At 40.5% G+C, this 25392-nt stretch carries 23 protein-coding genes, 1 other RNA gene and 2 other annotated features; of the genes, 2 read left to right on the forward strand and 22 right to left on the reverse strand.

What is annotated here, in order from left to right; translation table 11 throughout:
- Positions 1-24 precede the first annotated feature (24 nt).
- From mltG to H9648_RS00155, 14 genes are all read right to left on the reverse strand, one after another.
- Complete coding sequence (gene mltG / locus H9648_RS00090) at positions 25-1161, reverse strand: endolytic transglycosylase MltG (RefSeq protein ID WP_191751801.1); 1137 nt, start codon at positions 1159-1161, stop codon at positions 25-27.
- 119 nt (positions 1162-1280) lie between these two features.
- Complete coding sequence (locus H9648_RS00095) at positions 1281-1580, reverse strand: DUF1292 domain-containing protein (RefSeq protein ID WP_191751802.1); 300 nt, start codon at positions 1578-1580, stop codon at positions 1281-1283.
- Between the two features lie 22 nt (positions 1581-1602).
- Positions 1603-2022, reverse strand: coding sequence for a Holliday junction resolvase RuvX (gene ruvX, locus H9648_RS00100; protein WP_191751803.1), 420 nt, complete (start codon positions 2020-2022; stop codon positions 1603-1605).
- Position 2023: 1 nt separating this feature from the next.
- Positions 2024-2299: an IreB family regulatory phosphoprotein gene (locus H9648_RS00105; RefSeq protein WP_144698881.1), complete on the reverse strand. Its 276-nt coding sequence runs from the start codon at positions 2297-2299 to the stop codon at positions 2024-2026.
- 78 nt (positions 2300-2377) lie between these two features.
- Positions 2378-5014 carry an alanine--tRNA ligase gene (alaS, locus tag H9648_RS00110; RefSeq protein WP_191751804.1) on the reverse strand — a complete coding sequence of 879 codons (2637 nt, stop codon included), beginning with the start codon at positions 5012-5014 and terminating at the stop codon, positions 2378-2380.
- A gap of 350 nt (positions 5015-5364) precedes the next feature.
- Positions 5365-5586, reverse strand: a binding site (T-box leader).
- A 39-nt stretch (positions 5587-5625) separates the two neighbouring features.
- Positions 5626-6696, reverse strand: a complete 1071-nt coding sequence (locus H9648_RS00115; RefSeq protein ID WP_191751805.1) for an AI-2E family transporter — start codon at positions 6694-6696, stop codon at positions 5626-5628.
- A gap of 56 nt (positions 6697-6752) precedes the next feature.
- Positions 6753-6932, reverse strand: coding sequence for a DUF3918 domain-containing protein (locus H9648_RS00120; protein ID WP_191751806.1), 180 nt, complete (start codon positions 6930-6932; stop codon positions 6753-6755).
- A gap of 35 nt (positions 6933-6967) precedes the next feature.
- Positions 6968-7165 carry a hypothetical protein gene (locus H9648_RS00125; RefSeq protein ID WP_066240196.1) on the reverse strand — a complete coding sequence of 66 codons (198 nt, stop codon included), beginning with the start codon at positions 7163-7165 and terminating at the stop codon, positions 6968-6970.
- Positions 7166-7313: 148 nt separating this feature from the next.
- Positions 7314-9644: an SF1B family DNA helicase RecD2 gene (gene recD2, locus H9648_RS00130; RefSeq protein WP_191751807.1), complete on the reverse strand. Its 2331-nt coding sequence runs from the start codon at positions 9642-9644 to the stop codon at positions 7314-7316.
- A 12-nt stretch (positions 9645-9656) separates the two neighbouring features.
- Positions 9657-10316, reverse strand: coding sequence for a tetratricopeptide repeat protein (locus H9648_RS00135; protein WP_191751808.1), 660 nt, complete (start codon positions 10314-10316; stop codon positions 9657-9659).
- 356 nt (positions 10317-10672) lie between these two features.
- Positions 10673-11800, reverse strand: coding sequence for a tRNA 2-thiouridine(34) synthase MnmA (gene mnmA, locus H9648_RS00140; protein ID WP_191752636.1), 1128 nt, complete (start codon positions 11798-11800; stop codon positions 10673-10675).
- 40 nt (positions 11801-11840) lie between these two features.
- Positions 11841-12980, reverse strand: coding sequence for a cysteine desulfurase family protein (locus H9648_RS00145; RefSeq protein WP_191751809.1), 1140 nt, complete (start codon positions 12978-12980; stop codon positions 11841-11843).
- A 14-nt stretch (positions 12981-12994) separates the two neighbouring features.
- Positions 12995-13414 (reverse strand): cysteine metabolism transcriptional regulator CymR, encoded by a 420-nt coding sequence (cymR, locus tag H9648_RS00150; protein ID WP_191751810.1) that lies wholly within the window; start codon positions 13412-13414, stop codon positions 12995-12997.
- Positions 13347-14057, reverse strand: coding sequence for a YczE/YyaS/YitT family protein (locus H9648_RS00155; RefSeq protein WP_318243464.1), 711 nt, complete (start codon positions 14055-14057; stop codon positions 13347-13349). The genes cymR and H9648_RS00155 overlap by 68 nt, the downstream gene beginning before the upstream one ends.
- A 154-nt stretch (positions 14058-14211) precedes the next feature.
- Here H9648_RS00155 and H9648_RS00160 point away from each other — a divergent pair, with 154 nt between their 5' ends.
- Positions 14212-15546 carry an AAA family ATPase gene (locus H9648_RS00160; RefSeq protein WP_191751812.1) on the forward strand — a complete coding sequence of 445 codons (1335 nt, stop codon included), beginning with the start codon at positions 14212-14214 and terminating at the stop codon, positions 15544-15546.
- Positions 15547-15670: 124 nt separating this feature from the next.
- Positions 15671-16519, forward strand: a complete 849-nt coding sequence (locus H9648_RS20950) for an RsfA family transcriptional regulator (RefSeq protein WP_191751813.1) — start codon at positions 15671-15673, stop codon at positions 16517-16519.
- Positions 16520-16827: 308 nt separating this feature from the next.
- Here H9648_RS20950 and H9648_RS00170 read toward each other — a convergent pair whose 3' ends face one another.
- The 8 genes from H9648_RS00170 to H9648_RS00205 form a co-directional block, all read right to left on the reverse strand.
- Positions 16828-17595 carry a tRNA threonylcarbamoyladenosine dehydratase gene (locus H9648_RS00170; RefSeq protein ID WP_191751814.1) on the reverse strand — a complete coding sequence of 256 codons (768 nt, stop codon included), beginning with the start codon at positions 17593-17595 and terminating at the stop codon, positions 16828-16830.
- Positions 17596-17711: 116 nt separating this feature from the next.
- Positions 17712-17892, reverse strand: a non-coding RNA gene (gene ssrS, locus H9648_RS00175) — 6S RNA.
- Between the two features lie 91 nt (positions 17893-17983).
- Positions 17984-19762, reverse strand: coding sequence for an aspartate--tRNA ligase (gene aspS, locus H9648_RS00180; RefSeq protein WP_191751815.1), 1779 nt, complete (start codon positions 19760-19762; stop codon positions 17984-17986).
- A 14-nt stretch (positions 19763-19776) separates the two neighbouring features.
- A complete protein-coding gene (gene hisS / locus H9648_RS00185) occupies positions 19777-21045 on the reverse strand; it encodes a histidine--tRNA ligase (protein WP_191751816.1) in 1269 nt (422 codons plus the stop codon).
- A gap of 291 nt (positions 21046-21336) precedes the next feature.
- Positions 21337-21568, reverse strand: a binding site (T-box leader).
- A 43-nt stretch (positions 21569-21611) separates the two neighbouring features.
- On the reverse strand, positions 21612-21785 hold the full coding sequence (locus H9648_RS00190; protein WP_191751817.1) for a hypothetical protein: 174 nt from the start codon (positions 21783-21785) through the stop codon (positions 21612-21614).
- A gap of 61 nt (positions 21786-21846) precedes the next feature.
- Positions 21847-22290 (reverse strand): D-aminoacyl-tRNA deacylase, encoded by a 444-nt coding sequence (dtd, locus tag H9648_RS00195; protein WP_191751818.1) that lies wholly within the window; start codon positions 22288-22290, stop codon positions 21847-21849.
- A gap of 22 nt (positions 22291-22312) precedes the next feature.
- The gene (locus H9648_RS00200; protein WP_191751819.1) at positions 22313-24496 is read right to left on the reverse strand and encodes a RelA/SpoT family protein; all 2184 of its coding nucleotides are present in this window, start codon (positions 24494-24496) and stop codon (positions 22313-22315) included.
- Between the two features lie 383 nt (positions 24497-24879).
- Positions 24880-25392, reverse strand: a complete 513-nt coding sequence (locus H9648_RS00205; RefSeq protein WP_144698846.1) for an adenine phosphoribosyltransferase — start codon at positions 25390-25392, stop codon at positions 24880-24882.

Raw genomic sequence — 25392 nt, forward strand, 5'->3', positions numbered from 1 at the left:
ATACTAGTATCCTCAGAAACATGCTTAAGTATTGTCTTTTTCTTGCCAAACCTTCCATTCGTCTCTGTATTTTTTATATACAGCATTATGTTCGCTTAATGTTTTTGTGTAGATGACTTCGCCGTTAGGTCTTGCATAAAAGAACAGCTCCTCCATCTTAACAGGTTGCAATGCAGCTTCAATCGCTTTTTCACCAGGTGAAGTGATAGGTCCGATCGGAATACCTTTATAAAGATACGTATTGTACTTTGAATCATACTTTAAATGTTCGTATAAGACTTGCACATCAAAATTCTTTCTAGCGTATTTAACAGTTGGATCGGAGTCTAGTTTCATATCTTTACTTAAGCGATTATAAAAAACACCTGCAATTTTTTTACGATCCTCTTCACGCTGAGATTCTTCTTCTATAATAGAGGACAACGTAATGATTTGAAAGAGGGAATAACCGCTATTCTTTATTTCTGTTTCATGTTTAGTTAAAACAACAGAAGATTGTTCGACCATCTTATCGATTACATCTGTTAACGCCGGTTTTTTCACATCAAAATCATATGTTGCAGGAAACAAAAATCCTTCTAGAGGGTAATAAAGTCCATCCTTCATCAAATCATCAGGTAGGATCGGATACTTTTCTTGAAGCTGTTTCAGATAAGATGTATCAGTCATTTTTTTGATAATATCAGCTTCACTATAACCCGTTTTCTGACTGATTAATTTTGCGATCTGTGGGACATTATATCCTTCAGGAATCGTTAATGTTAGAGCTGGCTTCTTAAACATCTTTCCGTCTTTCAGTGCTGAAATAATTTCAGAAAGGTCCATGGAAGGAGTTAGTTCGTAAATTCCCGCTTGAAAGTTGCCTTCTCCTTTAACTCTTGTGTAGAGTCTGAAGAAATCACCATTGTAGATCAACCCTTTATTCTCAAGCTCTTGTCCTATTTTTGACGAGGAAGAACCAATTGGAATTTCCACCGTAATTTTTTCATTATTAGCTGCATCGATCGGTCCAATATTTTTATTGTAATAATAATATGCACCTATAGCCGCAGCAATGATTAAAGCAACAAATAGAAACAAAATGGATAGAACAATTGTTTTGGTACGCTTTTTACTTTTATTCTCATTTATGTAATTCCCAGATGACTGGAGATGTAACATGTTATTTCCCCCTTTCCACCTGTTTAATTATACGTTTACTAGCAGAAATTGTCGAGATTGGCCGTAAAATGGAATAAAAAAAGAAGTTGGTTAGAAAACCAACTTCCTTTTTGTTTCACCTATTGTTCTGTTTCGTACTCGTCATCTTGAAATGTGTTTAGCATTTCTTCAATCATGTCCCATTCTTCATCTGACTCGAGTGGGAATAGAGCAAGATCGTCTTCTTCTGCATTTTCTTCATAACGGAAAGGGAAAACTTCTACTTCATCCGTATCATCATCTTCTGAATCAGCTACAGGAATAGTTACCATGTATGATTTTCCAGTTTGATCTACATCAAATTTGAATAGAACTTCAAATAGATTTTCGTCACCATTCTCGTCTGGAATAACGATGCGTTCGCGTTCTTCTTTTGCCATAATTGGCTCACCTCTTCTTTTGTTATTGTTGGCTGTCCAAATAACCTTGCAGAATGATCGAAGCTGCTAGCTTATCAATCACCTGTTTTCGTTTCTTTCGGCTCACGTCAGCTGAAATCAATGTTCTTTCAGCTGCCATGGTGGTCAGCCTCTCATCCCATAGGATAACCGAAAGACCTGTCAGACTTTCAATATCTTTTGCAAAGTTTTGACAAGCTTCTCCGCTGGGACCGATCGTACCATTCATGTTCTTTGGAAGACCTACTACAATCTTACTGATATCATGCATCTGAATCAGCTCTTGGATCCTTGCATAGTCTTCTTCTGGCTTATTAGGACGGCGTCGTATCGTTTCGACTCCTTGTGCTGTCCATCCCAATGCATCTGAGACGGCAACACCTATCGTCTTCGTTCCAACATCCAGTCCGAGTGTTTTTGTCAAATTAACGACTTCCTTCTTTTTGAGTGGATAGATATGATTTTACAAGCTCCTCAATAAGCTCATCTCGCTCCAGTTTTCTAATCATGCTTCTCGCATCATTGTGACGAGGAATATAAGCCGGATCCCCTGAAAGCAAATAACCTACAATCTGATTGATAGGGTTGTATCCTTTATCCTGCAGGGCGTCGTAAACAGAAAACAGGACAGTTTCTACATTCGTCTTATAAGCATCTTCTTCGTTGAAGTTAAACTTCATCGTTTTGTCCATTGAACTCACTGGCGAACACCTCTTTCTGAAGATCTCCCTTAAGGGACAAATTAGTTCTTGTCTCTATTGTACATGAAAGATGAAAGCTTAGGAAACGGTTTTGATCATTTCAACTGCAGAATCTATTCCTTCTTGCAGCTTTTCGGGATCTTTACCTCCAGCTTGGGCCATATCAGGACGGCCACCACCGCCTCCGCCGCAACGGACAGCCACTTCTTTTACTAGGTTACCCGCATGATAGCCTTTTGTCACTAAATCTTTTGTGACTCCCGCTACGATATTCACTTTTCCGCCGTTTTCTGCACCAAGAATAACCACTCCGCTTTGAAGTTTATTCTTTAAATCATCTACGATTGAACGCAAGCCGTTCATATCCACGCCGCTCAATTTTTTAGCGATAACAGAAACACCGTTAATCGTTTGAACTTCATCAACAAGGCTTCCTGCTTCCATGTTTCCAATCTTAGCTGCAAGAGATTCTTTCTCTTTCTGCAACTCACGAATTTGTTCGTTTAATGCGTCTATACGCTGTGGCACGTCCTTAAGATTTGTTTTCAACTTAGCTGCCGTGTCTTTTAATAGCTGGACTTGGCCGTTCATCAAGCGGTACGCGTTCTCACCTGTAACAGCTTCAATACGACGTGTTCCTGCACCGATACCAGACTCTGATACGATTTTAAACAAACCGATCTCTGAAGTGTTATTGACATGACATCCACCGCAAAGCTCAAGACTGTAGTCTCCTACTTTTACTACGCGTACCGTTTCACCGTATTTCTCACCGAATAGTGCCATTGCTCCCATCGCTTTTGCTTCGTTAATGTTCTTAACCATCTTTTCAACAGGAATGTTGCCCCATACTTTTTCGTTAACAATCTCCTCGATCTTCTCAAGCTCTTCTGAAGAGATGCTTCCGAAATGTGTGAAGTCAAAACGCAAACGACCTTCTTGTACGAGAGATCCTGCCTGATTCACGTGCGGTCCTAGCACATCTTTTAATGCTTGATGAAGAAGGTGAGTAGCCGTATGGTTCTTTACTACTTTTGCACGAATCTCAGGGTCAACCTCGACAGAAACATTTAAATTGTTTTCAAGAACACCTTTTTCAACAACTACGGTATGAAGGTTTTGTCCGTTAGGTGCTTTTTGAACATCTTTCACTCTAAGTAAAAGCTCTTTACTTTTTATCGTTCCTTGGTCAGCGATCTGTCCACCGCTCTCAGCGTAGAATGGTGTCACATCTAATATGACTTGAGCTTCTTCTCCTGAAGCGACCATCGCCACTCGCTCACCGTTTTGTAGTACTTCTGAAATTTTCGCTTCTCCTGCTAAGTTATCATAGCCAGAGAACTCACTTTTTACGGTAATATCAGAAAGAATCCCACCTTGTACTTGCATGCTGCCTACTTCTTGTCTTGCCGCACGTGCACGTTCACGTTGAGCCTTCATCTCGATTTCAAAGCCTTCTAGATCTACATCCATTCCGTTTTCAGCTGCATACTCTTGTGTAAGCTCGAATGGGAAACCAAATGTATCGTATAGCTTGAATGCGTCTTTTCCAGAGATGACGTTTCTTCCTTCTTCTTTTTCTTTTGCCATAACATCTTCTAAGATAGCAAGACCTTCGTTGATCGTTTCATGGAAACGCTCTTCTTCCGTCTTGATGACTTTTTGGATGAACGGAACTTTTTCTTTTACTTCCGGGTAGAAGTCTACCATGATGTCTGCAACAGTTGGTACTAGTTCATACATGAAAGGCTTGTTGATGTTGATCTTTTTAGCAAAACGAATCGCTCTTCGGATCAAACGTCGAAGGATATATCCTCTTCCCTCATTTGATGGTAGAGCACTATCACCGATCGCAAAACTTACCGTACGTACATGGTCAGCGATTACTTTAAACGCAGTATCTATTTCTGTACTCAAGCCATAAGATGTGTCAGAAAGCTTTTCTGTTTCTTTAATGATCGGCATGAATAGATCTGTTTCAAAGTTCGTCTTCGTGTCTTGGATCACACAAACCATTCTCTCTAGTCCCATACCTGTATCGATGTTCTTCTTAGGCAGTGGCGTATACGTACCGTCAGGATTATGGTTAAACTGTGAGAACACCAGGTTCCATACTTCAAGGTATCTGTCGTTCTCTCCACCTGGATATAGTTCAGGATCTGACGGATCGCTGCCGTAAGCTTCACCGCGGTCATAAAAGATCTCTGTGTTAGGTCCACTCGGCCCTTCACCGATATCCCAGAAGTTTCCTTCTAAACGAATGATACGCTCTTCAGGTAATCCTACTTGTTTTGTCCAAATGTCAAATGCTTCATCGTCTTCTGGGTGAATCGTTACAGAAAGTTTTTCAGGATCAAAGCCGATCCATTTTTCACTCGTTAAGAACTCCCATGCCCAAAGAATAGCTTCCACTTTAAAATAATCACCGATCGAGAAGTTTCCTAACATCTCAAAGAATGTATGGTGCCTTGCTGTGATCCCAACATTCTCGATATCGTTCGTACGGATCGATTTTTGTGCGTTTGTGATACGAGGATTCTCAGGAATCACACGGCCATCAAAATATTTTTTCAATGTCGCAACTCCACTGTTTATCCATAAAAGTGTAGGGTCCTCATGCGGTACTAAGGAAGCGCTAGGTTCTACACCATGGCCTTTTTCTTGGAAAAAATCAAGGAACATCTGTCTAACTTGAGCTGAAGTCAAATTTTTCATCGTTTTCATTCTCCTTTTTTAGATAAATATAAAGACTGATTTCGTATTCATGTTGCTATGGTAGGTAGTTGATTTCCGCTCCAGGTCGCTCGCTTTCCATGGGGCGTGCGGTGAGCCTCCTGCCGCTTTGCGCCATTAGGAGTCTCCACCTGACCGCTCGTCCCATAGGAGTCTCGCCACCTTCTGCTGCAATCAACTTGCATAAGAAGAGAAAAGATCTAAAGCAACAATCTTTTAGAAAGAGCCTAGTTAAATAATGTAAGTGATTGAATGGCTAATTAGGTACAAAATCAATCCTAAATCTACAAACAAATAGCAAGTGGCAAAATAAAAAACTCCCATCCCTAAAAAACAGGGACGAGAGTTTGAATTCACGCGGTACCACCCTGGTTATATGCTTATCTTCAAGCATATCACCTTGATTAAAGCCTTAACGCGGCATAACGGCAGATTTTCCTTCTGCACTCCAGAGTAGCTTTCTGTTTCGCTTCTTCCTAAAACATCTTTCAGCCGATGGATGTTTCTCTCTTTTGGAAGGACTGAAACGTACTTATCTCTTTCAGCGATTTTTGATCTTCTAGCGTTAGTATACGTTTATTCAATCTTACTTGTCAATCCGATGCTTGAAGTCGATGTTCCCTGATATGAATGATAATGACCTTAATCACACTGAAGATCGGAACAGCCAAGATCATACCTGGTACACCAGCTAGTTCGCCCCCAAGTAATAATGAAAAAATGATAAAAACAGGATGAATGTGCAGATTCTTGCCGACGATAAACGGACCAAGGATGTTACCTTCAATAAACTGCAACACAAGCATGATGCCAACAGTGATCCATACCATCTTCCAAGAGATTGTTAATGCGATCAACACGACGGGAATCGCTCCTAAGATCGGACCAAAGTAAGGGATGATATCTGTTATCGCTATCACCAGTCCTAAAAGAATGGGATACGGCATTCCCACCACCCACAAAGCAATCATTGCCGCAGCTCCAAGTATAGCACCTACAAATAATTGTCCTCGGATATACCCTCCAAGTGATTGGTCAATATCTTTTATTAAGTGCTTTCCTTCATAACGGTATTTTCTTGGTGTCAGATACCAGAGAGCTTTTTTCAGCTTTTCAAAATCGTTTAGAAAATAAAACACTAAGAAAGGTACAACGATGATAACGAAGAAATAATCTACAATTTTTCTTAATGAAAAGATGGCATTTGTCAATACATCCTGTGCATTGCTTTCCATTTTCACGATATAATTTTCTATTTTAGTATGAACCGAATACGGAAGTGCAGATGTTCCACGGTCCACTTGGTACAATAGTTCCTTATAATCCTCAGCAAGTACAGGTACGTTAACTAACAGCTGCTTCATCTGTACGACGAAATAAGGAAACCCTTTTACTGCCGCAATTCCTAGACCACCAAAGAAAAGGATGTATATGCTTAAGATCGCAACAAAGCGAGGTAATCCTTTTTCATGTACGTATTCCACGACGGGATGGAGTAGATATGTAATTAGAGCAGCAAGAAAAAAAGGCAGAAAGACCCCTTTGATCGCACTCCATAATGGCTCGTAAAGAGGGTAAAGTTTCATTAAGAGAAACAAACATAAAAACAATAATAAAGAAAGGCTCAACCTGTAAACCCACTTCATTCGAATGTCTTTTGTCATCCTTTCACCCTTTTCTTAAAAAACCCCGTCTTTATTTGAGACGGGGTATGCTTTCTTTAATAAATGGCTTTTGCGACTTTTTTACGGATTTTCTTAACACGTCGTGATGTCCACAGATCAGCTATATCGGAAAGATTATAGTTCATCTTAGACATTCTTGACATCCTCTTATTTCTCATCGCATATGTTGCCGCTCCAATACCAAGTGCGAAAAGAGAACTCATCGTCCTGCTCATGCTAAATCACCTCGACATCAGAGATTTGTTTTCTTTTATGATGTGCTTTCTCTATAAGTCAGATCTTGATCTTCAAATAAATCATCGAGTGATGTTAGAGAGCCGTCTTCTTCCACCTGATGAAGGGACAGTCTTCCTTTAACAATGGAAAGCTCTATAAAACAGTTCCAGCAATAATACTGGTTCACTCCGATCTTCCCAATATCTTTTCTACTGCAGTTCGGACATTCCACTTGCTCTCTCTCCTTTAAATTTTACTTTTACAAGGGTGTCCTGAATTTGTAGAAAATATACAGAAAATAATATTTGAAGGATCGTGACTTCTAGAAAAACAAAAAAGAAATGTCCGACAAGATGACATCTTACATCTCTCGAACATTTCTAGTTTGTTTCGTTAAGAAGGGTATCATTCATTAAATCTTTTTCCAGTATCGTCTCTTGAAGACGAGATGCTAGACCAGAGTAACGTTCCGTTTCATCTGATCGTTCAACAGCCCAAGTAAATGCTTCTTGTTCTCCACAGAGGATCAGATATTCTTTACTTCTCGTTATTGCCGTGTATAACAAGTTCCGTTTTAACATTCGGTAGTAGCTTTTTAAGACAGGTAGAACGACGATCGGATACTCACTGCCCTGCGACTTATGGATCGAACAGCAAAAAGCGTGAGTAAAATGATGAAATTCACTTCTTTTATACGTAACCTCTATCTCATCAAAACTGATGACGATCTGATCTTCTTTATCTGTGTTTTCTCTTGCATAGATAACTGCAACGATTTCACCGATATCACCGTTGAAAACCTGATCTTCGGGTTGATTGACGAGCTGAAGCACCTTATCTCCTTTTCGATAAAACACATTTGCGACCTGCAGCTGACGCTGTTTTTGTTTCTCCGGATTAAACAGACGCTGAAGTTCCATATTTAATCGATCAATTCCAACTGGCCCTTTGTACATAGGTGCTAACACTTGGATATCTCGAGAACTGTATCCTTTTTTAATCGCATTTTCACAAACCTGAAGGATAGCCTGAAACACTTGTTCACCTGAACATGCAAAAAAACGTCTGTCGTTCTGAGGAACGAGCAGATCTTGCGGCACGTTTCCGTTCTTCATCTCATGAGCTAACCGGATAATAGATGACCCTTCTGCTTGTCTATAAATATCCACTAATCGAGATTGTGGAACATGCTGTGCTTGTAGAAGATCTTTTAATACTTGACCAGGGCCTACGGATGGTAATTGATCTTCATCCCCAACAAAAATGATCTGGATGTGAGATGGCAGAGCTTTTGCTAAAGAATGTGCAAGCCATATATCCACCATCGACATTTCATCGACGATCAGTAATTTTCCATCAATCTGTTCATCTTCATTTTTTTCGAAGGTCCCGCCACCCTTCCATCCTAACAAACGATGGATCGTGTGAGCCGGTATTCCTGTTGACTCTGTCATTCGCTTTGCTGCTCGACCTGTTGGAGCAACGAGTAAAACAGGAAACGATTCTTTCTTTCCTCGGTAATCATCAGGATTCAAACTTACACCATGAATCTCACTATAAAGTTCGACGATTCCTTTAATTACGGTCGTTTTCCCTGTTCCAGGTCCTCCTGTCAGAACCATTAAAGAAGATGTTAACGCCTTCTTAATCGCCTCTTTTTGACTTTTCGCATATGTCATGTTGAGTCTTTTTTCAAGAGCTGTTAGCTCAGATTCCAATTTTGAACCCTCAATGTGATAATCATTTTTCTGACTATGTAATAATTGATTCATTTTTTGAGCAAATCCACGTTCAGCGAAATAAAGAGATGGCAGATATACAACGTTTTCTTTTACGATCAATCGCTGCTCTGTCTCCATATCTTGAATCTCTCGAAAAATACTCATCTCATCTACCGTATTCTTTCCATCTGCTAAAAGCTTTCTTACACCTTCTAACAGTTGGTCCATCGGAAGGTATGAGTGTCCAAGATCTGTTCCTTGATCACGAAGTACGAACTGACAGGCAGCTTGAATTCGTTTTGGATGATTGACTTGCATCCCATTTCCTTTTGCGATTTCATCAGCCCGGTGAAAACCAATTCCAGAAACGTCTTCGATCAGTCGATACGGCTCGTCTTTAATGATCTTTACAGCATCATCCTGATACGTTTGAAAGATTTTCATCGCAAGCTGCGGTCCGATCCCATAGGGTTGAACGACCATCATCACTTGATCTAATCCTCGATTCTGCATAAGGGATATTTGCAAACTTTGAGCTTGCTCTTCTGTTAGCTTTGGAATCTGACTGATATATTCCGGTGATTCTAAAAGCTTTGTGATCGCATCGTTTCCCATGACTTCTACAATATGCTCGGCAGTCTTCTTACCGATCCCTTTAAACAGATCGCTCGAAAGATACTGAATCATTGCTTCCTTGGATTGAGGCATTTCTTTTTGAAACAAATCAACTTCGTATTGTTTACCATATTTCGGATGATCTTTAAATTTTCCATAAAACACATAAAGTTCATCTTCTCTTAACGGAGGAAGGATGCCTGTAATCATGATTTCTTTTTCATTGTAATTTTCGTTCGTCTCTTTTACCCGTATTCTAGCGACCGTATAGAGACTCTCTGTTTGATGATAAATTGTAGAGATCAATGTACCTTTTATATATTTTTTTATTTCAGTCGACTCATCTTCTAAATGAAAAGAAGGCTGCTGTGCCATAAAGCACCCCCTTTAATGGTTGGTGTTTTTACTTTCGATATTTCGCTTCCCATTCCCTGCCAAATAATGATCGGGTTGAATATCTAACGCACTTTGAAAAGCTTTTAGAGCATCTGCGTTCTTATCAAAATAACTATACGTCACACCTAAGTTGTACCATGCATCGGCATGTGTCTCATCGCGTTCAATGACTTTTTCAAAAGTTGTTGATGCCGAATCAATATCGCCTGTTCTCGCCTGACAGAGACCAAACTGAAAAAGTGCCTCATGATCTTGATCGTTGAGCTCAATAGCTCTCATTAAGTAAGGAAATGCTAGCTTATGTTCACCTAGTGAAACGAACGACATGCCTGTCATAAAGTGAGTATCACTATCTTGCAGACCGCCTTTGAGGGCTTCTTGAAACAGTTTTGCACTCTTAGAAAATTCTTCAAGATGATAGCAGGCAATACCCGCACCATAGTAAGCAACAACAGCATTTTCATCGAGCGATAGAGCTTTATCAAAAAATTGAATCGCTTTTTCGTGTTCATGAACAGCAGAAAGCAGATTTCCGAAGTTAATATAATGTACTGGATTTTCTGGATCTGCCTCGATCATGGATTCCAGACTTTTTGCTGCTTCTTCGAACTTTCCTTTTTGTAAATATTCCAGACCTTTTGAAGGTTCCATCTTCATTACCCCCACTTTTAATTTCCTTCAAAAGTATAACAAATGAAGGTAGCTGGCGCATAATTTTTTTCTGATTGCTTTTATTGGCGCTCGTATTTCTCGGATGGCGCTCGTATTTCTCGGATGGCGCTCGTATTTCTCTGATGGCGCTCGTATTTCTCGGATGGCGCTCGTATTTCTCGGATGGCGCTCGTATTTCTCGGATGGCGCTCGTATTTCTCGGATGGCGCTCGTCCAGCGTGCATTTCATGCCGCTAAGACGAGCTCATTATAATATCTTAAATCATTTAAAAAGAAAAAAACTGGCTCCCTTAGGTCATTTGAGGTCCTAGTAAGCCAGTTTTTTAAACATTCTTTTATAGATAAGTGATTGCTTCGTCGTTTTTGTATACCGTGTCGATCGTTGCTCCACCTAAGCATACATCTCCGTCGTAAAACACGACAGCTTGTCCAGGTGTGATCGCACGTTGTGCTTCATCAAATACCACGTGCAGCGTTTCGTCCTCCATCACATGGACGGTTACACCCATATCAGGCTGACGGTATCTAAATTTCGCTGTACATTTAAAAGTAGCGGGCAGCGGTTTATCCGAAACAAATCCTGCTTTTACAGCTTTTAAGCTGTCAGAATAAAGCTTCTCATTGTGAAACCCTTGTTCAACATACAATATGTTATCTTTTAAATTCTTACCGACAACAAACCAAGGTTCTCCGCTTCCACCGATTCCAAGACCGTGACGCTGCCCGATCGTATGGTACATGAGTCCATCGTGCTTGCCCTTAACTTTGCCTTCGAACGTTTGCATCTCACCAGGCTTTGCAGGCAGATACTGACTTAAGAATTCTTTGAAGTCTCTTTCTCCAATAAAGCAAATACCCGTAGAGTCCTTTTTCTTAGCGGTAGCAAGTCCAGCTGCCTCCGCAATCTTTCGGATTTCAGGCTTCTTCAATTCACCAATCGGAAACAATACGCGACGTAATTGTTCTTGAGAGAGCTGGTTAAGAAAATAAGTTTGGTCTTTATTCTCATCAACGCCTCGAAGCATTTTTACTTCTCCATCTATTTCAGCCACACGTGCGTAATGGCCAGTTGCTACATAATCAGCACCTAAGTTCATGGCATGCTCAAGAAATGCTTTGAATTTGATCTCCTTGTTGCACATCACATCAGGATTAGGTGTTCGTCCTGCTTTATATTCTTCCAAAAAGTACGTGAATACTTTATCCCAGTATTCTTTTTCAAAATTCACCGCGTAATATGGAATGCCGATCTGGTTGCAGACCGCAATCACATCGTTGTAATCTTCTGTTGCTGTGCATACGCCATTCTCATCGGTATCATCCCAGTTTTTCATAAAGATCCCGATCACATCATAGCCTTGCTCTTTCAGTAAAAGTGCGGCAACGGAAGAATCCACACCGCCGCTCATCCCAATAACTACTCGTGTATCTTGAGGTGCCTTTTTGTTTGATTCTGTTTGCATCATGTCCACCTCATTTCTTTCATATGACAAACATTGTAACTTATTTTGCTAAACGTTTCACGATTTTTGCTGTCTCATATGCTGCATATTCAATATCTTCCAATTCATTACCTAGACCGAAGCTAAAACGAACAGATGATTTTGTACGTTCATCATTACCAAACATCGCTTTTAAAACGTGTGAAGGTTCGTGTGAGCCAGCCGTACAAGCTGATCCGCTAGAAGCTGCGATACCAGCAAGGTCTAGATTGACTAAGAGCACTTCTGTTTTAACACCATGAAAGCTAACGTTTAAAATATGCGGAAGAAAATGATCAGAACTTCCATTTTCGATGAAAGATACCTCTTCTTCTAGCCATATTCTTTTCATCGTCTCCCTAAACGTCTTGTATTGGCTGAAGCGTTCTTCTCTTTCTTTTTCTGCGATGGATGCTGCTTTTCGTAAAGCAGCGATTCCAGCTACATTTTCTGTTCCAGCACGGCGCTTACGCTCTTGTTCACCGCCGAAGCCTTGAGGAAGAAAAGGAACTCCTTCTTTCACAAATAGAAATCCTGTTCCTTTTGGGCTATTAATCTTGTGACCAGAAGTACTTAACAGATCAATGTTCAGTTCATATACATCGATCGAGATCAAGCCATAAGCTTGTACGGCATCGGTATGAAACAAGATCTCTTTTTCCTTTAACATATTTCCAATCTCTTTTATGTCTTGTGTCGTCCCTGTTTCATTGTTGCAATACATGATTGAAACGAGGACCGTATCTTCTCTTAGAGATCTTTTCAGTTCGTCTAATGAAATTCTGCCTTCCTCATCAACGGACAAGTAAGTTACATCGTAACCTCTCTTTTCAAGCTCATGAAAGGTATGAAGTACAGCATGATGTTCTATTTCTGATGTGATAACATGCTTTCCTTTCTTCCCTAGAGCAGAGATTGTGCCAAGAATAGCCAGGTTATCACTTTCTGTACCGCCGCTTGTGAAAATGATCTCATTACGTGAAGCACCTATAGAATTTGCAATCATTGTTCTTGCATCATCAAGAGCTTTACGAGTCTGTCTTCCGTATTGATGGATGCTAGAAGGATTCCCAAAATGTTCAGTTAGAAAAGGAATCATTTCTTCTATGACTTCAGGATGAACAGGAGAGGTTGCAGCGTGATCTAAATAAACGTTTTTCATTGCTCATTTCCTTCCTATATATAAAACATGTAAGCGTCCTGTGCGCCCTCATCTTCATAGTTCGCCAAATCTTCGAGTGTTGTAGAATCTAACACATCTTTTACAGCATCTCTGATTTTAATCCAAAGATTTCTTTTCGCAGGCTCTTCATCATCCAATACTTCAACGGGAGAGATCGGTCCTTCAAGGACTCGGATGATATCTCCAGCAGTAATCGTGGATGCTTCTTTTGCGAGGATGTACCCACCATAAGCACCGCGGATACTCTTAACAAGTCCTGCATTTCTGAGCGGGGCGATAAGCTGCTCTAAATAATGCTCTGATAGACTATATTCTTTTGCGATTAATTTCAATGCGATCGGACCTTCACCTGATCTCTTTGCTAATGCCATCATGATGGTTAATCCGTACCGACCTTTTGTTGATATCTTCATATTGTTCACTCCGTTCTAAAACAAACTTCACTAATTTTTGGCAATACGGAAGGGTCCTGCCCACGATTGCTCCTATCGTTACACAAAAAAGGATTGTTCCGAACGAAACGGGTCCCTTTAACATCCAACCAAAAAACAGAACAACAAATTCCATTAAGAGTCGAATACTTGAAACTTTCATCCCTGATTTTTCTGTAAGAGCGAGCATCAGACTATCTCTTGGTCCTGCACCGCAGTCTGATGAAATATATAACCCGATACCAAAACCTAAGATTAAGATACCGATGATTAAGAACATCCATTTCCCAAAATCAGTTACAGGATCATGAAAAAAAGGAAGCCATAAATAAAAGTCAATAAACAAACCAACAGACACCATATTTAAAAAGGCACCTGATTGAGGTTTCTTTTTAGTTAATAAGGATGTAGCTAAGATGACGAAGAATCCCATTATGATCGACCATGTGCCTATGGACAGTCCAAACTGTGCAAACAGTCCGATATGAAGAACGTCCCACGGAGCACTTCCTAGGTCTGCCTTAATCATAAGCGCGATTCCGAAAGCCATAATAAATAATCCAATAAAAAATACAGACCACTGAAACAAAAATTTGTTCCATCTTGAATGCGTTTGGTCTTTCACTGTGCAAAATCCTTCCCTATTAAGTTGTCTCATTTCGGTTAATTCCATAAATCTAAAGCTTATTATAGCATGAAATCATTTCAACTTGCATGATGTACTATTGTATAGTATTGTCATATGACGATTAGAACAAGTGTACGGAAGGATGATTGTAATGGACTTGTTTTCTTACAAAGACGAAAGCTCCCATTCATTAAAAAGACCTCTTGCCAACAGAATGCGTCCTAGAAAAATAACGGAATTTATCGGCCAAGAGCATATAGCTGGAGAAGGTAAGCTGTTGAGACGGGCAATAGAAGCCGATCAACTCACACCGATGATCTTTTTCGGACCTCCTGGCACAGGTAAAACAACTTTAGCTAAAATTATTGCGAATTCCACATCTGCATGGTTTGAACAACTTAATGCGGTTACGTCTGGAGTCGCTGATCTAAAGGTCATTATGGGAGCTGCTAGAGAACGCTTGTTATTAGAAGAAAAAAAGACAGTGCTCTTTATCGACGAGATCCACCGTTTTAACAAAAGTCAGCAAGACGCGCTCCTTCCATACGTGGAAGACGGATCGGTTATCTTAATCGGTGCAACAACAGAGAGTCCTATGTTCGAGATCAACCCGGCTCTCTTATCAAGATCTCGGTTGTTTCGCTTTGAACCACTAACAGATGAACACATTTCAAAAGTGATTCAGCAGGCTCTTTCCGATAAAGATAGAGGATATGGAAAGCATCCGATATCTATGAAAAAAGAAGCAATCGATCATATCGTCTCTATTTCGAACGGAGACGCAAGGACAGCTCTTAATGCGGTGGAACTTGCTGTGTTAACGACGAAACCAGACAAAGACGGAAACATTACGATCACACTAGAAATCGCTGAAGAATCCATTCAACAAAGAGTCCTTCAATATGATAAAAAAGGAGACAACCATTATGATACAGTCTCTGCTTTTATTAAAAGCATACGTGGATCAGACCCGGATGCCGCTCTATACTGGCTTGCTAAAATGATTTATGCTGGCGAGGATCCTCGTTTTATTGCTCGCCGATTGCTCGTTCATGCAGCAGAAGACGTCGGCCTCGCTGATCCGAACGCGTTACTTGTGGCACATGCTGCAAGTTATGCTGCTGATTTTATCGGTATGCCTGAAGCTCGAATTCCGCTGGCAGAAGCTACACTTTATTTAGCCACTGCTCCTAAAAGCAACAAAGTAATAACAGGAATTGATAAAGCACTTGATGCAGTCAAAAAAGAAAAAACAGGTCTCGTCCCGATCCATCTTCGTGATGCCCACTATAAAGGAGCGAAACAACTTCAACATGGTGAGGACTATAAATATCCACATAATTTTGAAGATGGGTATGTACCACAAGAATATTTACCAAAGCATCTGCAGGGTAAGACGTTTTACGAACCTACTGAACGCGGCTTTGAAAAGAATCTTAAGAAGCGTCTCGACTATTTTAATGATCGTAAGAAAAAGGGAAAGTAAATCTATGAGACTTAATAACTTAGCAAACTAGCAAAAGTTCTTCAGAAGTGTGTATAGGATTCTCTCTGATTGGTAAACATGAAAATATCAAATGAATATTTTTGTAGCTAAGGAGAGGATAACCGTGTCAAAAATCAGACAGGACGCCTGGTCAGAAGAAGACGATCTATTGCTTGCCGAAACGGTCTTACGCCATGTGCGTGAAGGAAGTACACAGTTACATGCTTTTGAAGAGGTAGGAGATAAATTAGAGCGTACGAGTGCAGCAGTTGGATTTAGATGGAATGCAATCGTGAGAAAAAAATACGAACAAGCATTAAAGATTGCTAAAAAGCAAAGAAAAGAACGTCAGCGTGCGCTAGCGAGATCACAGCAGCAACAACAACAGGCGAAACCTGAAGCAAAGCCTATACAATCGAATAATACTCCACAGATGCACGATGATGAAACCTATCATCCAGAAGAGTTCTTCAGAACACCTTTTTCGTATGAAAGGAACACAGCAGCACCAACTCCAACTGTATCTTCAGCTCCAGTTCAAGAACAACAGAATTTTGTACAGCAAACTGAAGCGGAAGCACCAGAAGTTACGAGCTTACAAGGATCACAACAACATTCAACACCCATCGCCTATCGTCAGCCACAAGCTAGTAATGAAAGTAGTCTTACACTTGATGAAGTCATAGATTTCTTAAGTGGGATAAAGCGAAACGGAATGTCGAACGGCAAGCTCGTTCAAGAAAACATGGAACTTCGTCTTCAAATGAACGAGTTAATGCAGCAGAACAAAGTGATGAAAGATCAGCTTTCTGTTCTTGAGAAAGAGCACCAGACGGTACAGGAAGATTATCAAGCACTGATCCAGATCATGGATCGCGCAAGAAAAATGGTATTGTTCCAAGACGAAGATACCAATCCTAACGTAACCTTCCGTATGGATAAGAACGGAAATCTAGAGAAACTAGCAAAATAAAATTAGATGACTCATAGGGTTTAGCCTACGAGTCATCTTTTTTGTGCGGCTTTTCGCCCTAAAATCGGATAAGTTATTTTATCTCCGGAATTATTTAGGTTATACCCGGATATATTTCAAGTTACCCTGGAATTATTTGAAATTACCTCGTAAAAATTAGGAGTGTTCATTTGAGAAAAACATTTTCTTCGCCACGTCTTACTGGAAAGCACAATTCCTCTCACCAACATTTATAAGTAGTAATAAATTCATCAATAGACGAAAAAAAGCCCTGACTTTAGATCAGTCAGAACTCTTCTTCAACAAATTTATCGTACTCTTTCTATCTTAATATTGTTATCTTCAATGATTTTATTGATCACGTAACCTGCCATGTAAAGTCCTGAAACAGATGGTACAAACGCGTTTGAAGATGGCGGCAACTTCGCTTTTCGAATGCCAGGAGCGTTCTCAGGTACGATCTCTTTTCGAATCTCTTCACGAATCTGGATTGGCTTTTCATCTGAGAATACGACCGGAATACCTTTTGTAATTCCTTCTTTTCTTAGACGCTGGCGAATGACCTTAGCGATCGGATCATAGCTTGTCTTAGAGATATCAACGATCTGAAGACGTGTTGGATCCAATTTGTTCGCCACACCCATACTCGAGATAATTGGTATTTTGCGGTTTAAACATTCCTTCATGAGGTGGATCTTATAGGAGATCGTGTCCGATGCATCTACTACAAAATCAAGTCCAAATTCAAAAATTTGTTCATATGTTTCTTCTGTATAAAACATCTTAAGGGCTATAACTTCACACTCTGGATTAATAAGGGCGATTCTTTCTTTCATAAGATCTACCTTTGGCTGCCCAACGGTATTCACAAGTGCATGTATTTGACGATTCACGTTCGTGATATCGACATCATCTTTATCGATAAGGATTAGTCTTCCAACTCCTGAACGAGCTAGTGCTTCAGCTGAAAAGGAGCCAACTCCTCCGATTCCAAGCACTGCAACAGTTGAGTTTTTTAAGACGTCTATTCCATCTTTTCCAATGGCAAGTTCATTTCTTGAGAACTGATAAAGCATATTAGTGAAATCTCCTTTCAAACGTGCACGTAAAATAAAGAAAATGCATCTTTATCAGCATATCCACTTTTGAAAACAAAATCAATATGCTTACTTGGTTTTTTTCGCACAAAAAAATGAGCCCCAAAAATGCCGTATCCCCTTAGTTTTGAACCTGCTCTCGCAGGTGGGTGCCCTGTTTCGCATTTTGTCCGTCCCCTAGCTTTCAGGGCATGGACGCTGTGAGAAAACACAAACTCCCTAATACTTAATGTTGGCTCAAAACTTTCGGGTTGTTAACGGTCACCATAGGACCCATCGCTTAAATTCATACTATCACACGAATAAATCAAATACAAGACAAAATGTGTCTCTTTATAAAACGATTCGTATTTTTCTAAATATTCACTTACTTGGTTTCTTGCTTCACTTTTACAGATAGGTGAAGTTCATCAAGCTGCTTTTCGTTTACACCAGATGGTGCATTCGTCAGTAGACACGATGCGGAAGCTGTTTTCGGGAAAGCAATAGTATCTCTTAAATTACTTCTTCCCGCTAGTAACATCACCATACGATCAAGCCCTAGTGCAATTCCACCATGTGGAGGTGTTCCATATTCAAAAGCCTCTAAAAGGAATCCAAACTCCTCACGTGCTGCTTCCTCAGTGAATCCTAATGTTTTGAACATTTTCTCTTGAATGTCACGTTGGTAGATACGCTGCGATCCGCCCCCAAGCTCGTAACCGTTAAGAACTAAGTCGTACGCTTGTGCTCTTACTTCAGCAGGGTTGGTATCCATTAAGTGAAGATCTTCTGTCTTCGGCATCGTGAATGGATGATGAAGCGCCACAAAACGGCCTGCATCCTCATCATATTCAACAAGTGGGAAATCAACGACCCACAGGAAATTGTATTTTGATTGGTCGATCAGATCTAGATCTTTTGCTAGCTTTTGTCTTAACGCACCTAAGCTGTCTGCTACAACGGACGGCTTATCTGCTACAAACAACAACAGATCGCCTTCTTCTGCTTGTAGTGCGTTCGTTATGTTTGCGGCATCTTCTTCATTAAAGAACTTTGAAATAGGTCCCTTTAATCCTTCTGCTTCTACTTTCATCCAAGCAAGACCTTTTGCTCCATATCGAGCAGTGAATTCAGTCAGACCATCAATATCTTTTCTAGAATAATTGGCTGCTTTTCCTTTAACGTTGATCGCTTTAACTTGACCACCGTTTTCAACCGCTGCTGCAAATACTTTAAATCCAGAATTCTTTACGATTTCTGATACGTTGATCAGTTCAAGGCCGAAACGCGTATCCGGTTTATCTGAACCATAACGATCCATTGCTTCTTTATAAGTCATTCTTGGGAAAGGCTTTGGAATCTCTACACCTTTTACCTTTTTCACAAGTCCTGTCATCATCTCTTCCATCATAGCTAAAAGTGGTTCTTGGCCCATGAAAGAAGTTTCGATATCGACTTGAGTAAATTCTGGCTGACGGTCTGCGCGCAGATCTTCGTCTCTGAAACAACGAACGATCTGGTAGTATTTTTCGAAACCTGAAACCATAAGCAATTGCTTAAATAATTGTGGAGATTGCGGCAATGCATAGAATTCTCCTGGGTGCACACGGCTCGGTACTAAATAGTCACGCGCTCCTTCAGGTGTGCTCTTCGTAAGCATCGGTGTTTCCATCTCCATAAATTCATCATTCTCCAGGAAGTTACGGATATAGCGAGTTACTTCGTGTCTCATCTTTAACGTTTCCTGCATGATCGGACGTCGAAGATCAAGGTAGCGATACTTCAGACGGATATCTTCTGTAATATCCATATCTTCGCTGATGGAGAAAGGTGGTGTCTTCGCACTGTTTAAGATCTTAACTTCTTCTCCAGAAATTTCAATCTTACCCGTATTCATAGCTGGGTTAACCGTGCTCGGGTCACGCTCAAGCACTTTTCCTGTAATCGTAAGAACATATTCACTTCTTACTTTTTCAGCCGTTTCTAACGCTTCAGGTGATACTTCTGGAGAAAAGACGATCTGAACAACTCCAGAACGGTCACGCAGGTCGATGAAGATCAGTCCACCTAAGTCACGTCGTTTTTGTACCCAACCTGTTATTGTTACTTTTTCACCGATAAATTGCTCTGTAATCTTTCCACATTGATGTGTGCGATATTCCATGAGATGTGTCCTCCTTATTTACCTTGCTTTAAAAATGTGCTCAGCTTCTCAAGCGCTACTTCCGACTGTTCTCCGGAATCCATGTTCTTCACGTTGATGATTCCTTTGGACAGTTCTTCTTCACCTAAAATAGCTACAAACTTCGCTTTAAATCGGTCAGCTGCTTTAAATTGTGCTTTCATCTTTTTATCTAAATAATCTTTGTCACTCTTAATCCCTGCTTGACGAAGCTGACTTAAGATCGCTACTGATTTTCGCTTAGCTTCATCACCTAATGCTACAACATAACAATCTATTTCTTCTTCTGTTTCAAGAGTGATGCCTTCTGCTTCAAGTGCTAATAATAAGCGTTCTAAGCTCATCGCAAAACCGATACTTGGCGTAGCAGGTCCACCTAGATCTTCAACAAGCCCATTGTACCTGCCGCCTCCACTAAGTGTTGTGATAGCACCGAACCCTTCAGCCTCACTCATGATCTCAAATGCAGTGTGGTTGTAATAATCAAGTCCACGTACGAGGGTAGGATCGATCACATAATCAATCTTCATCGCATCCAAGCTCGTTTTCACTTCTTCAAAGTATGTTTTCGATTCTTCGTTTAAGTGTTCTAGAATAGAAGGAGCGCTCTTCATGAGTTCATGGTCTCGGTCTTTTTTGCAATCCAGAATTCTTAAAGGATTCTTCAATAATCGATTTTGACAATCTGAACAAAATTCATCGATTCTAGGTTCAAAGTGTGCGATCAAAGCTTCTTTATGAGATTTACGGCTCTCAGCATCACCTAACGTATTCAATACAAGACGGAGTTTTTTTAGACCTAGCTCTTGGTAAACCGTCATCGCAAGTGAAATTACTTCTGCATCAATGGCAGGATCGGCAGAACCCATCGCTTCAATACCGAATTGTACAAACTGACGATATCGACCAGCTTGAGGTCTTTCGTATCGAAACATAGGTTGGATGTAAAAGAGTTTTACAGGCTGTCCTGGTAACCCAAACATTTTGTTTTCAACATAAGAGCGAGTTACTGGCGCTGTCCCTTCTGGTCGAAGAGTTAAGCTGCGGTCGCCTCGATCATTGAACGTATACATCTCTTTTTGAACGATATCTGTTGAATCTCCTACACCGCGTTGGAAAAGGTCTGTGTGCTCAAAAATCGGTGTTCGAATCTCTTTATAATTAAATCGCGCTGATACTTCCTTTGCTTTTTGTTCGATCAGCTGCCATTTTTCCACTTCTCCTGGGAGTATATCTTTCGTTCCCCTTGGAATGTTAATACTCATTTTCTTTCATCCTCCCGTTTTTACATGTTCGTTAAAATCAAATGCTGTTCTCGCATCGTAGCTTTTGAAGGTGTTGATTTTCGTTTCAGGATCCTGGCTTTCCGGGGGGCGTGCGGTGAGCCTCCTAGCGCACTGCGCTACAGGAGTCTCACCTGGCCCGCTAATCCCCCAGGAGTCTCGGACCTTCCACTACAATCAACTAGCATTGATGCACTTTTAAAAACCAACTCAAAAGCTGCTATATTTTTGAAAAAATAAAAAAATCCCGTCCCTTATGAAATCAGTCATTTCATAAGGGACGGGATTTCCCGCGGTGCCACCCTGCTTCGAAGCTAAAAATAGCTTCCTCATTTATGCAAGTAACGATTGCCCACGTGTAACTCTACTGAGGTCAAAACTAACCGTTCGAATTAAAACCTATGAAGTGTCTTTCACTTTATCATCAGGGAGAGATACTTTCAGCCATGGTATCTCATCTCTTACCCTGTGGGGTAAAGCTACTTTTCTTCGTCATCAGTTTTCATTTTGGAATTGTAAATTATCATACTTTTAGATGGGGTGTGATGTCAATAGTTTTCGCGTTTTATTTTTTTCTTTAACTGATTCACTTGAAAAAGATTCATTCCAAATTCTTCAGCAAGCTCCATTGTGTTTGCTGATTTTTCAAGAGAAAGAAAATCATGAAAGCTCAGCTGCTTCCATTGAGGGATTCCTTCTATGCCTTTCCGGTTCTGCCTCATAAAAAAACCTCCACCTTTTTGATTTAGTCTTTCCATCAAGGCGAAGGTTTCATTCATGATATTAACTTTTAGAGTCCATGATTAAGGTTACCGGTCCATCATTCGTAAACGACACATCCATCATCGCGCCAAAAACACCAGTTTCTACATGTACACCTAAGCTCTTAAGCTTGCTATTAAAATAGTCATACATCGTAATTGCATGGTCTGGTTTAGCAGCATCCATAAAGTTTGGACGTCTTCCTTTTTTCGTGTCACCGAATAACGTGAACTGCGAAATAGATAGGATGCTTCCTTCTGTATCTTTTAAAGAAAGATTCATCTTTTCATTTTCATCTTCAAATATGCGAAGATTTACGATCTTTTCTGCTAAATAATCCGCATCTTTTTCTGTATCTTCATGTGTAACACCAACTAAGAGTACAAGGCCTTTATCAATTCTGCCTTTTACTTCAGAATCCACTAAGACCTTCGCCTCTTTGGAACGCTGTAATACTACTTTCATTGCAGAATCACTTCCTTAACTCCTATTGCATCAATCTTCTAACCGCATATATGTCAGAAATTCTTTTAATTCGTTCGACCACTTTTTGAAGGTGGCTGACGTTGTGAATTGAGATTGACATACTGATCGTTGCCATCTTGTTGCGATCTGACTTGCCGCTAACGGCTGTAATATTTGTCTTCGTTTCTGCAACTGCATGCAGAACCTCATTCAGAAGGCCGCGACGGTCAAAACCATTGATCTCAATATCAACGTTATAATTTTTCGGTTGCTCTAGATCGCCTTCCCATTCTACCGGTAAAAGCCGTACTTGTGCATCTTCGTTGTGTACGTTAACACAATCCTCACGGTGAACAGAAACACCGCGACCTTTTGTGATATAACCTACAATGTCATCTCCAGGAACAGGATTACAACATTTAGATAATCGAATCAGCATGTTATCAATGCCTTTAACCACAATACCAGAATCTGTTCTGCGTTTTGGTTCGGGCTTTTCAGCAGAGTCTCTTATTGCATCAAGCAACTCAGAATTATCCGGGTCCTGCTCTTTTTTACGGCGGACTTTATCCGTTAATCGAGTGGCAATCTGTGCAGCTGTTATTCCATTGTATCCTACAGCAGCATACATATCTTCTTCGCCTGCAAAGTTATACTTTTGAGCCACATATTGAATGTTGTCATTCGTGAAGATATCTTTCAGATCATAACCGCGATTCTTTATTTCTTTTTCAACAAGCTCTTTGCCTTTTGCGACGTTTTCTTCTCTTCTCTCGCGCTTAAACCATTGACGAATCTTGTTTTTCGCATGAGAACTCTGTGTGATCTTCAGCCAATCCTGACTCGGTCCGTAGGAGTGTTTGCTCGTTAAGATCTCGATAATATCTCCCGTTTTCAAACGGTAATCTAACGTGACCATCTTTCCGTTTACTTTTGCGCCGATACATCTGTTACCGATCTCAGTGTGAATGCGGTATGCAAAATCAATAGGCACCGACCCTGACGGAAGCTCGTAAACATCTCCCTTAGGAGTGAACACGAACACCATATCAGAGAAAAGATCGACCTTAAGAGATTCCATAAATTCTTCAGCATCTACAACATCGTTTTGCCATTCAAGAATTTCACGGAACCATGTTAATTTATTTTCAAATGAGCTGACAGGAGCTTTCGTTGCTCCCTCTTTATATGCCCAGTGTGCTGCGATCCCGTATTCAGCTACGCGATGCATATCAGACGTTCTGATTTGGACTTCAAGTGGATCACCTTTTGGTCCGATTACCGTTGTATGAAGAGACTGATACATATTTGCTTTAGGCATAGCGATATAATCTTTAAAACGGCCTGGCATCGGCTTATAAGCCGTATGGATGATACCAAGGGCAGCATAACAATCTTTAATATTCTGAACGATAATACGAACAGCTAAAAGGTCATAGATCTCATTGAACTGCTTTCCTTGTTTAGCCATTTTTCGATAGATGCTATAAATATGTTTCGGTCTTCCAGAGATATCAACTTGAATGTTAACTTCTTTAAGTTTGCTCTTCATCTCATCCATCACTTGATGAACATACTCTTCCCGTTCCGCACGCTTTTGCTGCATCAAGTTAACGATTCTGTAGTATTGCTGCGGATTCAGGTATCTTAAAGAAACATCTTCAAGCTCCCACTTTATCGTTGAAATCCCAAGGCGATGGGCAAGCGGAGCGAAGATCTCAAGTGTCTCATTCGCTTTTTGGATCTGTTTTTCTTTCGGCATATGCTTTAATGTGCGCATATTGTGAAGTCGGTCAGCCAGCTTGATCAAGATACATCGAATATCTTGGGCCATAGCGACAAACATCTTCCGGTGGTTCTCAGCTTGCTGTTCTTCCTTAGACTTAAACTTGATCTTCTTCAGCTTCGTAACACCATCAACAAGCATTGCCACTTCTTCATTGAATTGAGTGGAAATATCTTTTAGTGTGATCGGTGTATCTTCAACTACATCATGAAGGAACCCTGCTGCTACAGTCACAGGATCCATTTGGAGGTTCACCAGAATGGCTGCTACTTCAACAGGATGATGAATATAGGGCTCTCCCGATTTACGGAATTGTCCCTCGTGTGCATTTCTTGCGTATTCATAAGCCTTCGTGATGAAGCTTAAATCGTCTTTAGAAAGATAGCTCTCCGCTTTTTGCAATACTTCCTCAATCGTCATGGAATCACCTTACGTTGTCATTGTATATTGCTTCTATTATCGTTAAATTGGTCCTTCATGTAAAGCGAAAAACGAAATTTGTCGAATGATTGGGCAGATTTTGTGACAGGATTGTAAAAAAACACTGTTATCGTAATACATTGTTGCTCTTGAAAGTAAGTTGATTTCCGTTTCAGACACTCGCTTTCCACGGGGCGTGCGGTGAGCCTCCTGCCGCTTTGCGCCATTACGAGTCTCCACCTGACCGCTCGTCCCGTAGGAGTCTCGCATCTTCCACTTCAATCACCTTTACGATGAAGTGAATAACAAAAGAACTTGTAAGTAACAACCCTTCGGAAAAGAATCTAAAAAAGAGCCCCTTCTAAAGGAACTCTTTCATCGTTTTAGTATTGAGTTAATGTGAAGATATCATAACCTGAAAGTTTCTTACGGCCATCTAAGTAAGTAAGTTCGATCATGAATGCGATTCCTGCAACTACTCCGCCAAGCTCTTCTACTAGCTTGATGGTTGCTTCGATCGTTCCGCCTGTTGCTAGTAGATCGTCTGTGATCAAGACTCTTTGGCCTGGTTTGATCGCGTCTTTATGCATCGTTAGCACATCTTTACCATACTCAAGACCATAATCAACTTTGATCACTTCACGAGGTAGTTTACCTTCTTTACGTACTGGGACAAATCCTAATCCTAATGTGTAAGCTACAGGGCAGCCTACGATAAATCCACGTGCTTCAGGTCCAACGATTACATCCACCTGTTTTTCTTTTGCGTATACAGCAATGTCATCCATTGCTTGTTTATATACTGCACCATCAGACATAAGTGAAGTAATATCTTTAAAACGAATGCCTTCGATTGGGAAATTCTCTACTACTGAAATAAACGGCTTATAATCCAT

This window comes from Fictibacillus norfolkensis, from assembly GCF_014836645.1.
In the GTDB taxonomy this organism is placed as follows: Bacteria; Bacillota; Bacilli; order Bacillales; family Fictibacillaceae; genus Fictibacillus; species Fictibacillus norfolkensis.

Bases quoted from the DNA above. Each gene is read 5' to 3' on its own strand.
- mltG (WP_191751801.1), bottom strand. From the start codon at position 1,161: ATGTTACATCTCCAGTCATCTGGGAATTACATAAATGAGAATAAAAGT.
- H9648_RS00095 (WP_191751802.1), bottom strand. From the start codon at position 1,580: ATGGCAAAAGAAGAACGCGAACGCATCGTTATTCCAGACGAGAATGGT.
- alaS (WP_191751804.1), bottom strand. From the start codon at position 5,014: ATGAAAAATTTGACTTCAGCTCAAGTTAGACAGATGTTCCTTGATTTT.
- H9648_RS00115 (WP_191751805.1), bottom strand. From the start codon at position 6,696: ATGACAAAAGACATTCGAATGAAGTGGGTTTACAGGTTGAGCCTTTCT.
- H9648_RS00120 (WP_191751806.1), bottom strand. From the start codon at position 6,932: ATGAGCAGGACGATGAGTTCTCTTTTCGCACTTGGTATTGGAGCGGCA.
- recD2 (WP_191751807.1), bottom strand. From the start codon at position 9,644: ATGGCACAGCAGCCTTCTTTTCATTTAGAAGATGAGTCGACTGAAATA.
- H9648_RS00135 (WP_191751808.1), bottom strand. From the start codon at position 10,316: ATGGAACCTTCAAAAGGTCTGGAATATTTACAAAAAGGAAAGTTCGAA.
- mnmA (WP_191752636.1), bottom strand. From the start codon at position 11,800: ATGCAAACAGAATCAAACAAAAAGGCACCTCAAGATACACGAGTAGTT.
- H9648_RS00145 (WP_191751809.1), bottom strand. From the start codon at position 12,980: ATGAAAAACGTTTATTTAGATCACGCTGCAACCTCTCCTGTTCATCCT.
- cymR (WP_191751810.1), bottom strand. From the start codon at position 13,414: ATGAAGATATCAACAAAAGGTCGGTACGGATTAACCATCATGATGGCA.
- H9648_RS00160 (WP_191751812.1), top strand. From the start codon at position 14,212: ATGGACTTGTTTTCTTACAAAGACGAAAGCTCCCATTCATTAAAAAGA.
- H9648_RS00170 (WP_191751814.1), bottom strand. From the start codon at position 17,595: ATGCTTTATCAGTTCTCAAGAAATGAACTTGCCATTGGAAAAGATGGA.
- aspS (WP_191751815.1), bottom strand. From the start codon at position 19,762: ATGGAATATCGCACACATCAATGTGGAAAGATTACAGAGCAATTTATC.
- hisS (WP_191751816.1), bottom strand. From the start codon at position 21,045: ATGAGTATTAACATTCCAAGGGGAACGAAAGATATACTCCCAGGAGAA.
- H9648_RS00190 (WP_191751817.1), bottom strand. From the start codon at position 21,785: ATGAGGCAGAACCGGAAAGGCATAGAAGGAATCCCTCAATGGAAGCAG.
- dtd (WP_191751818.1), bottom strand. From the start codon at position 22,290: ATGAAAGTAGTATTACAGCGTTCCAAAGAGGCGAAGGTCTTAGTGGAT.
- H9648_RS00200 (WP_191751819.1), bottom strand. From the start codon at position 24,496: ATGACGATTGAGGAAGTATTGCAAAAAGCGGAGAGCTATCTTTCTAAA.
- H9648_RS00205 (WP_144698846.1), bottom strand. From the start codon at position 25,392: ATGGATTATAAGCCGTTTATTTCAGTAGTAGAGAATTTCCCAATCGAA.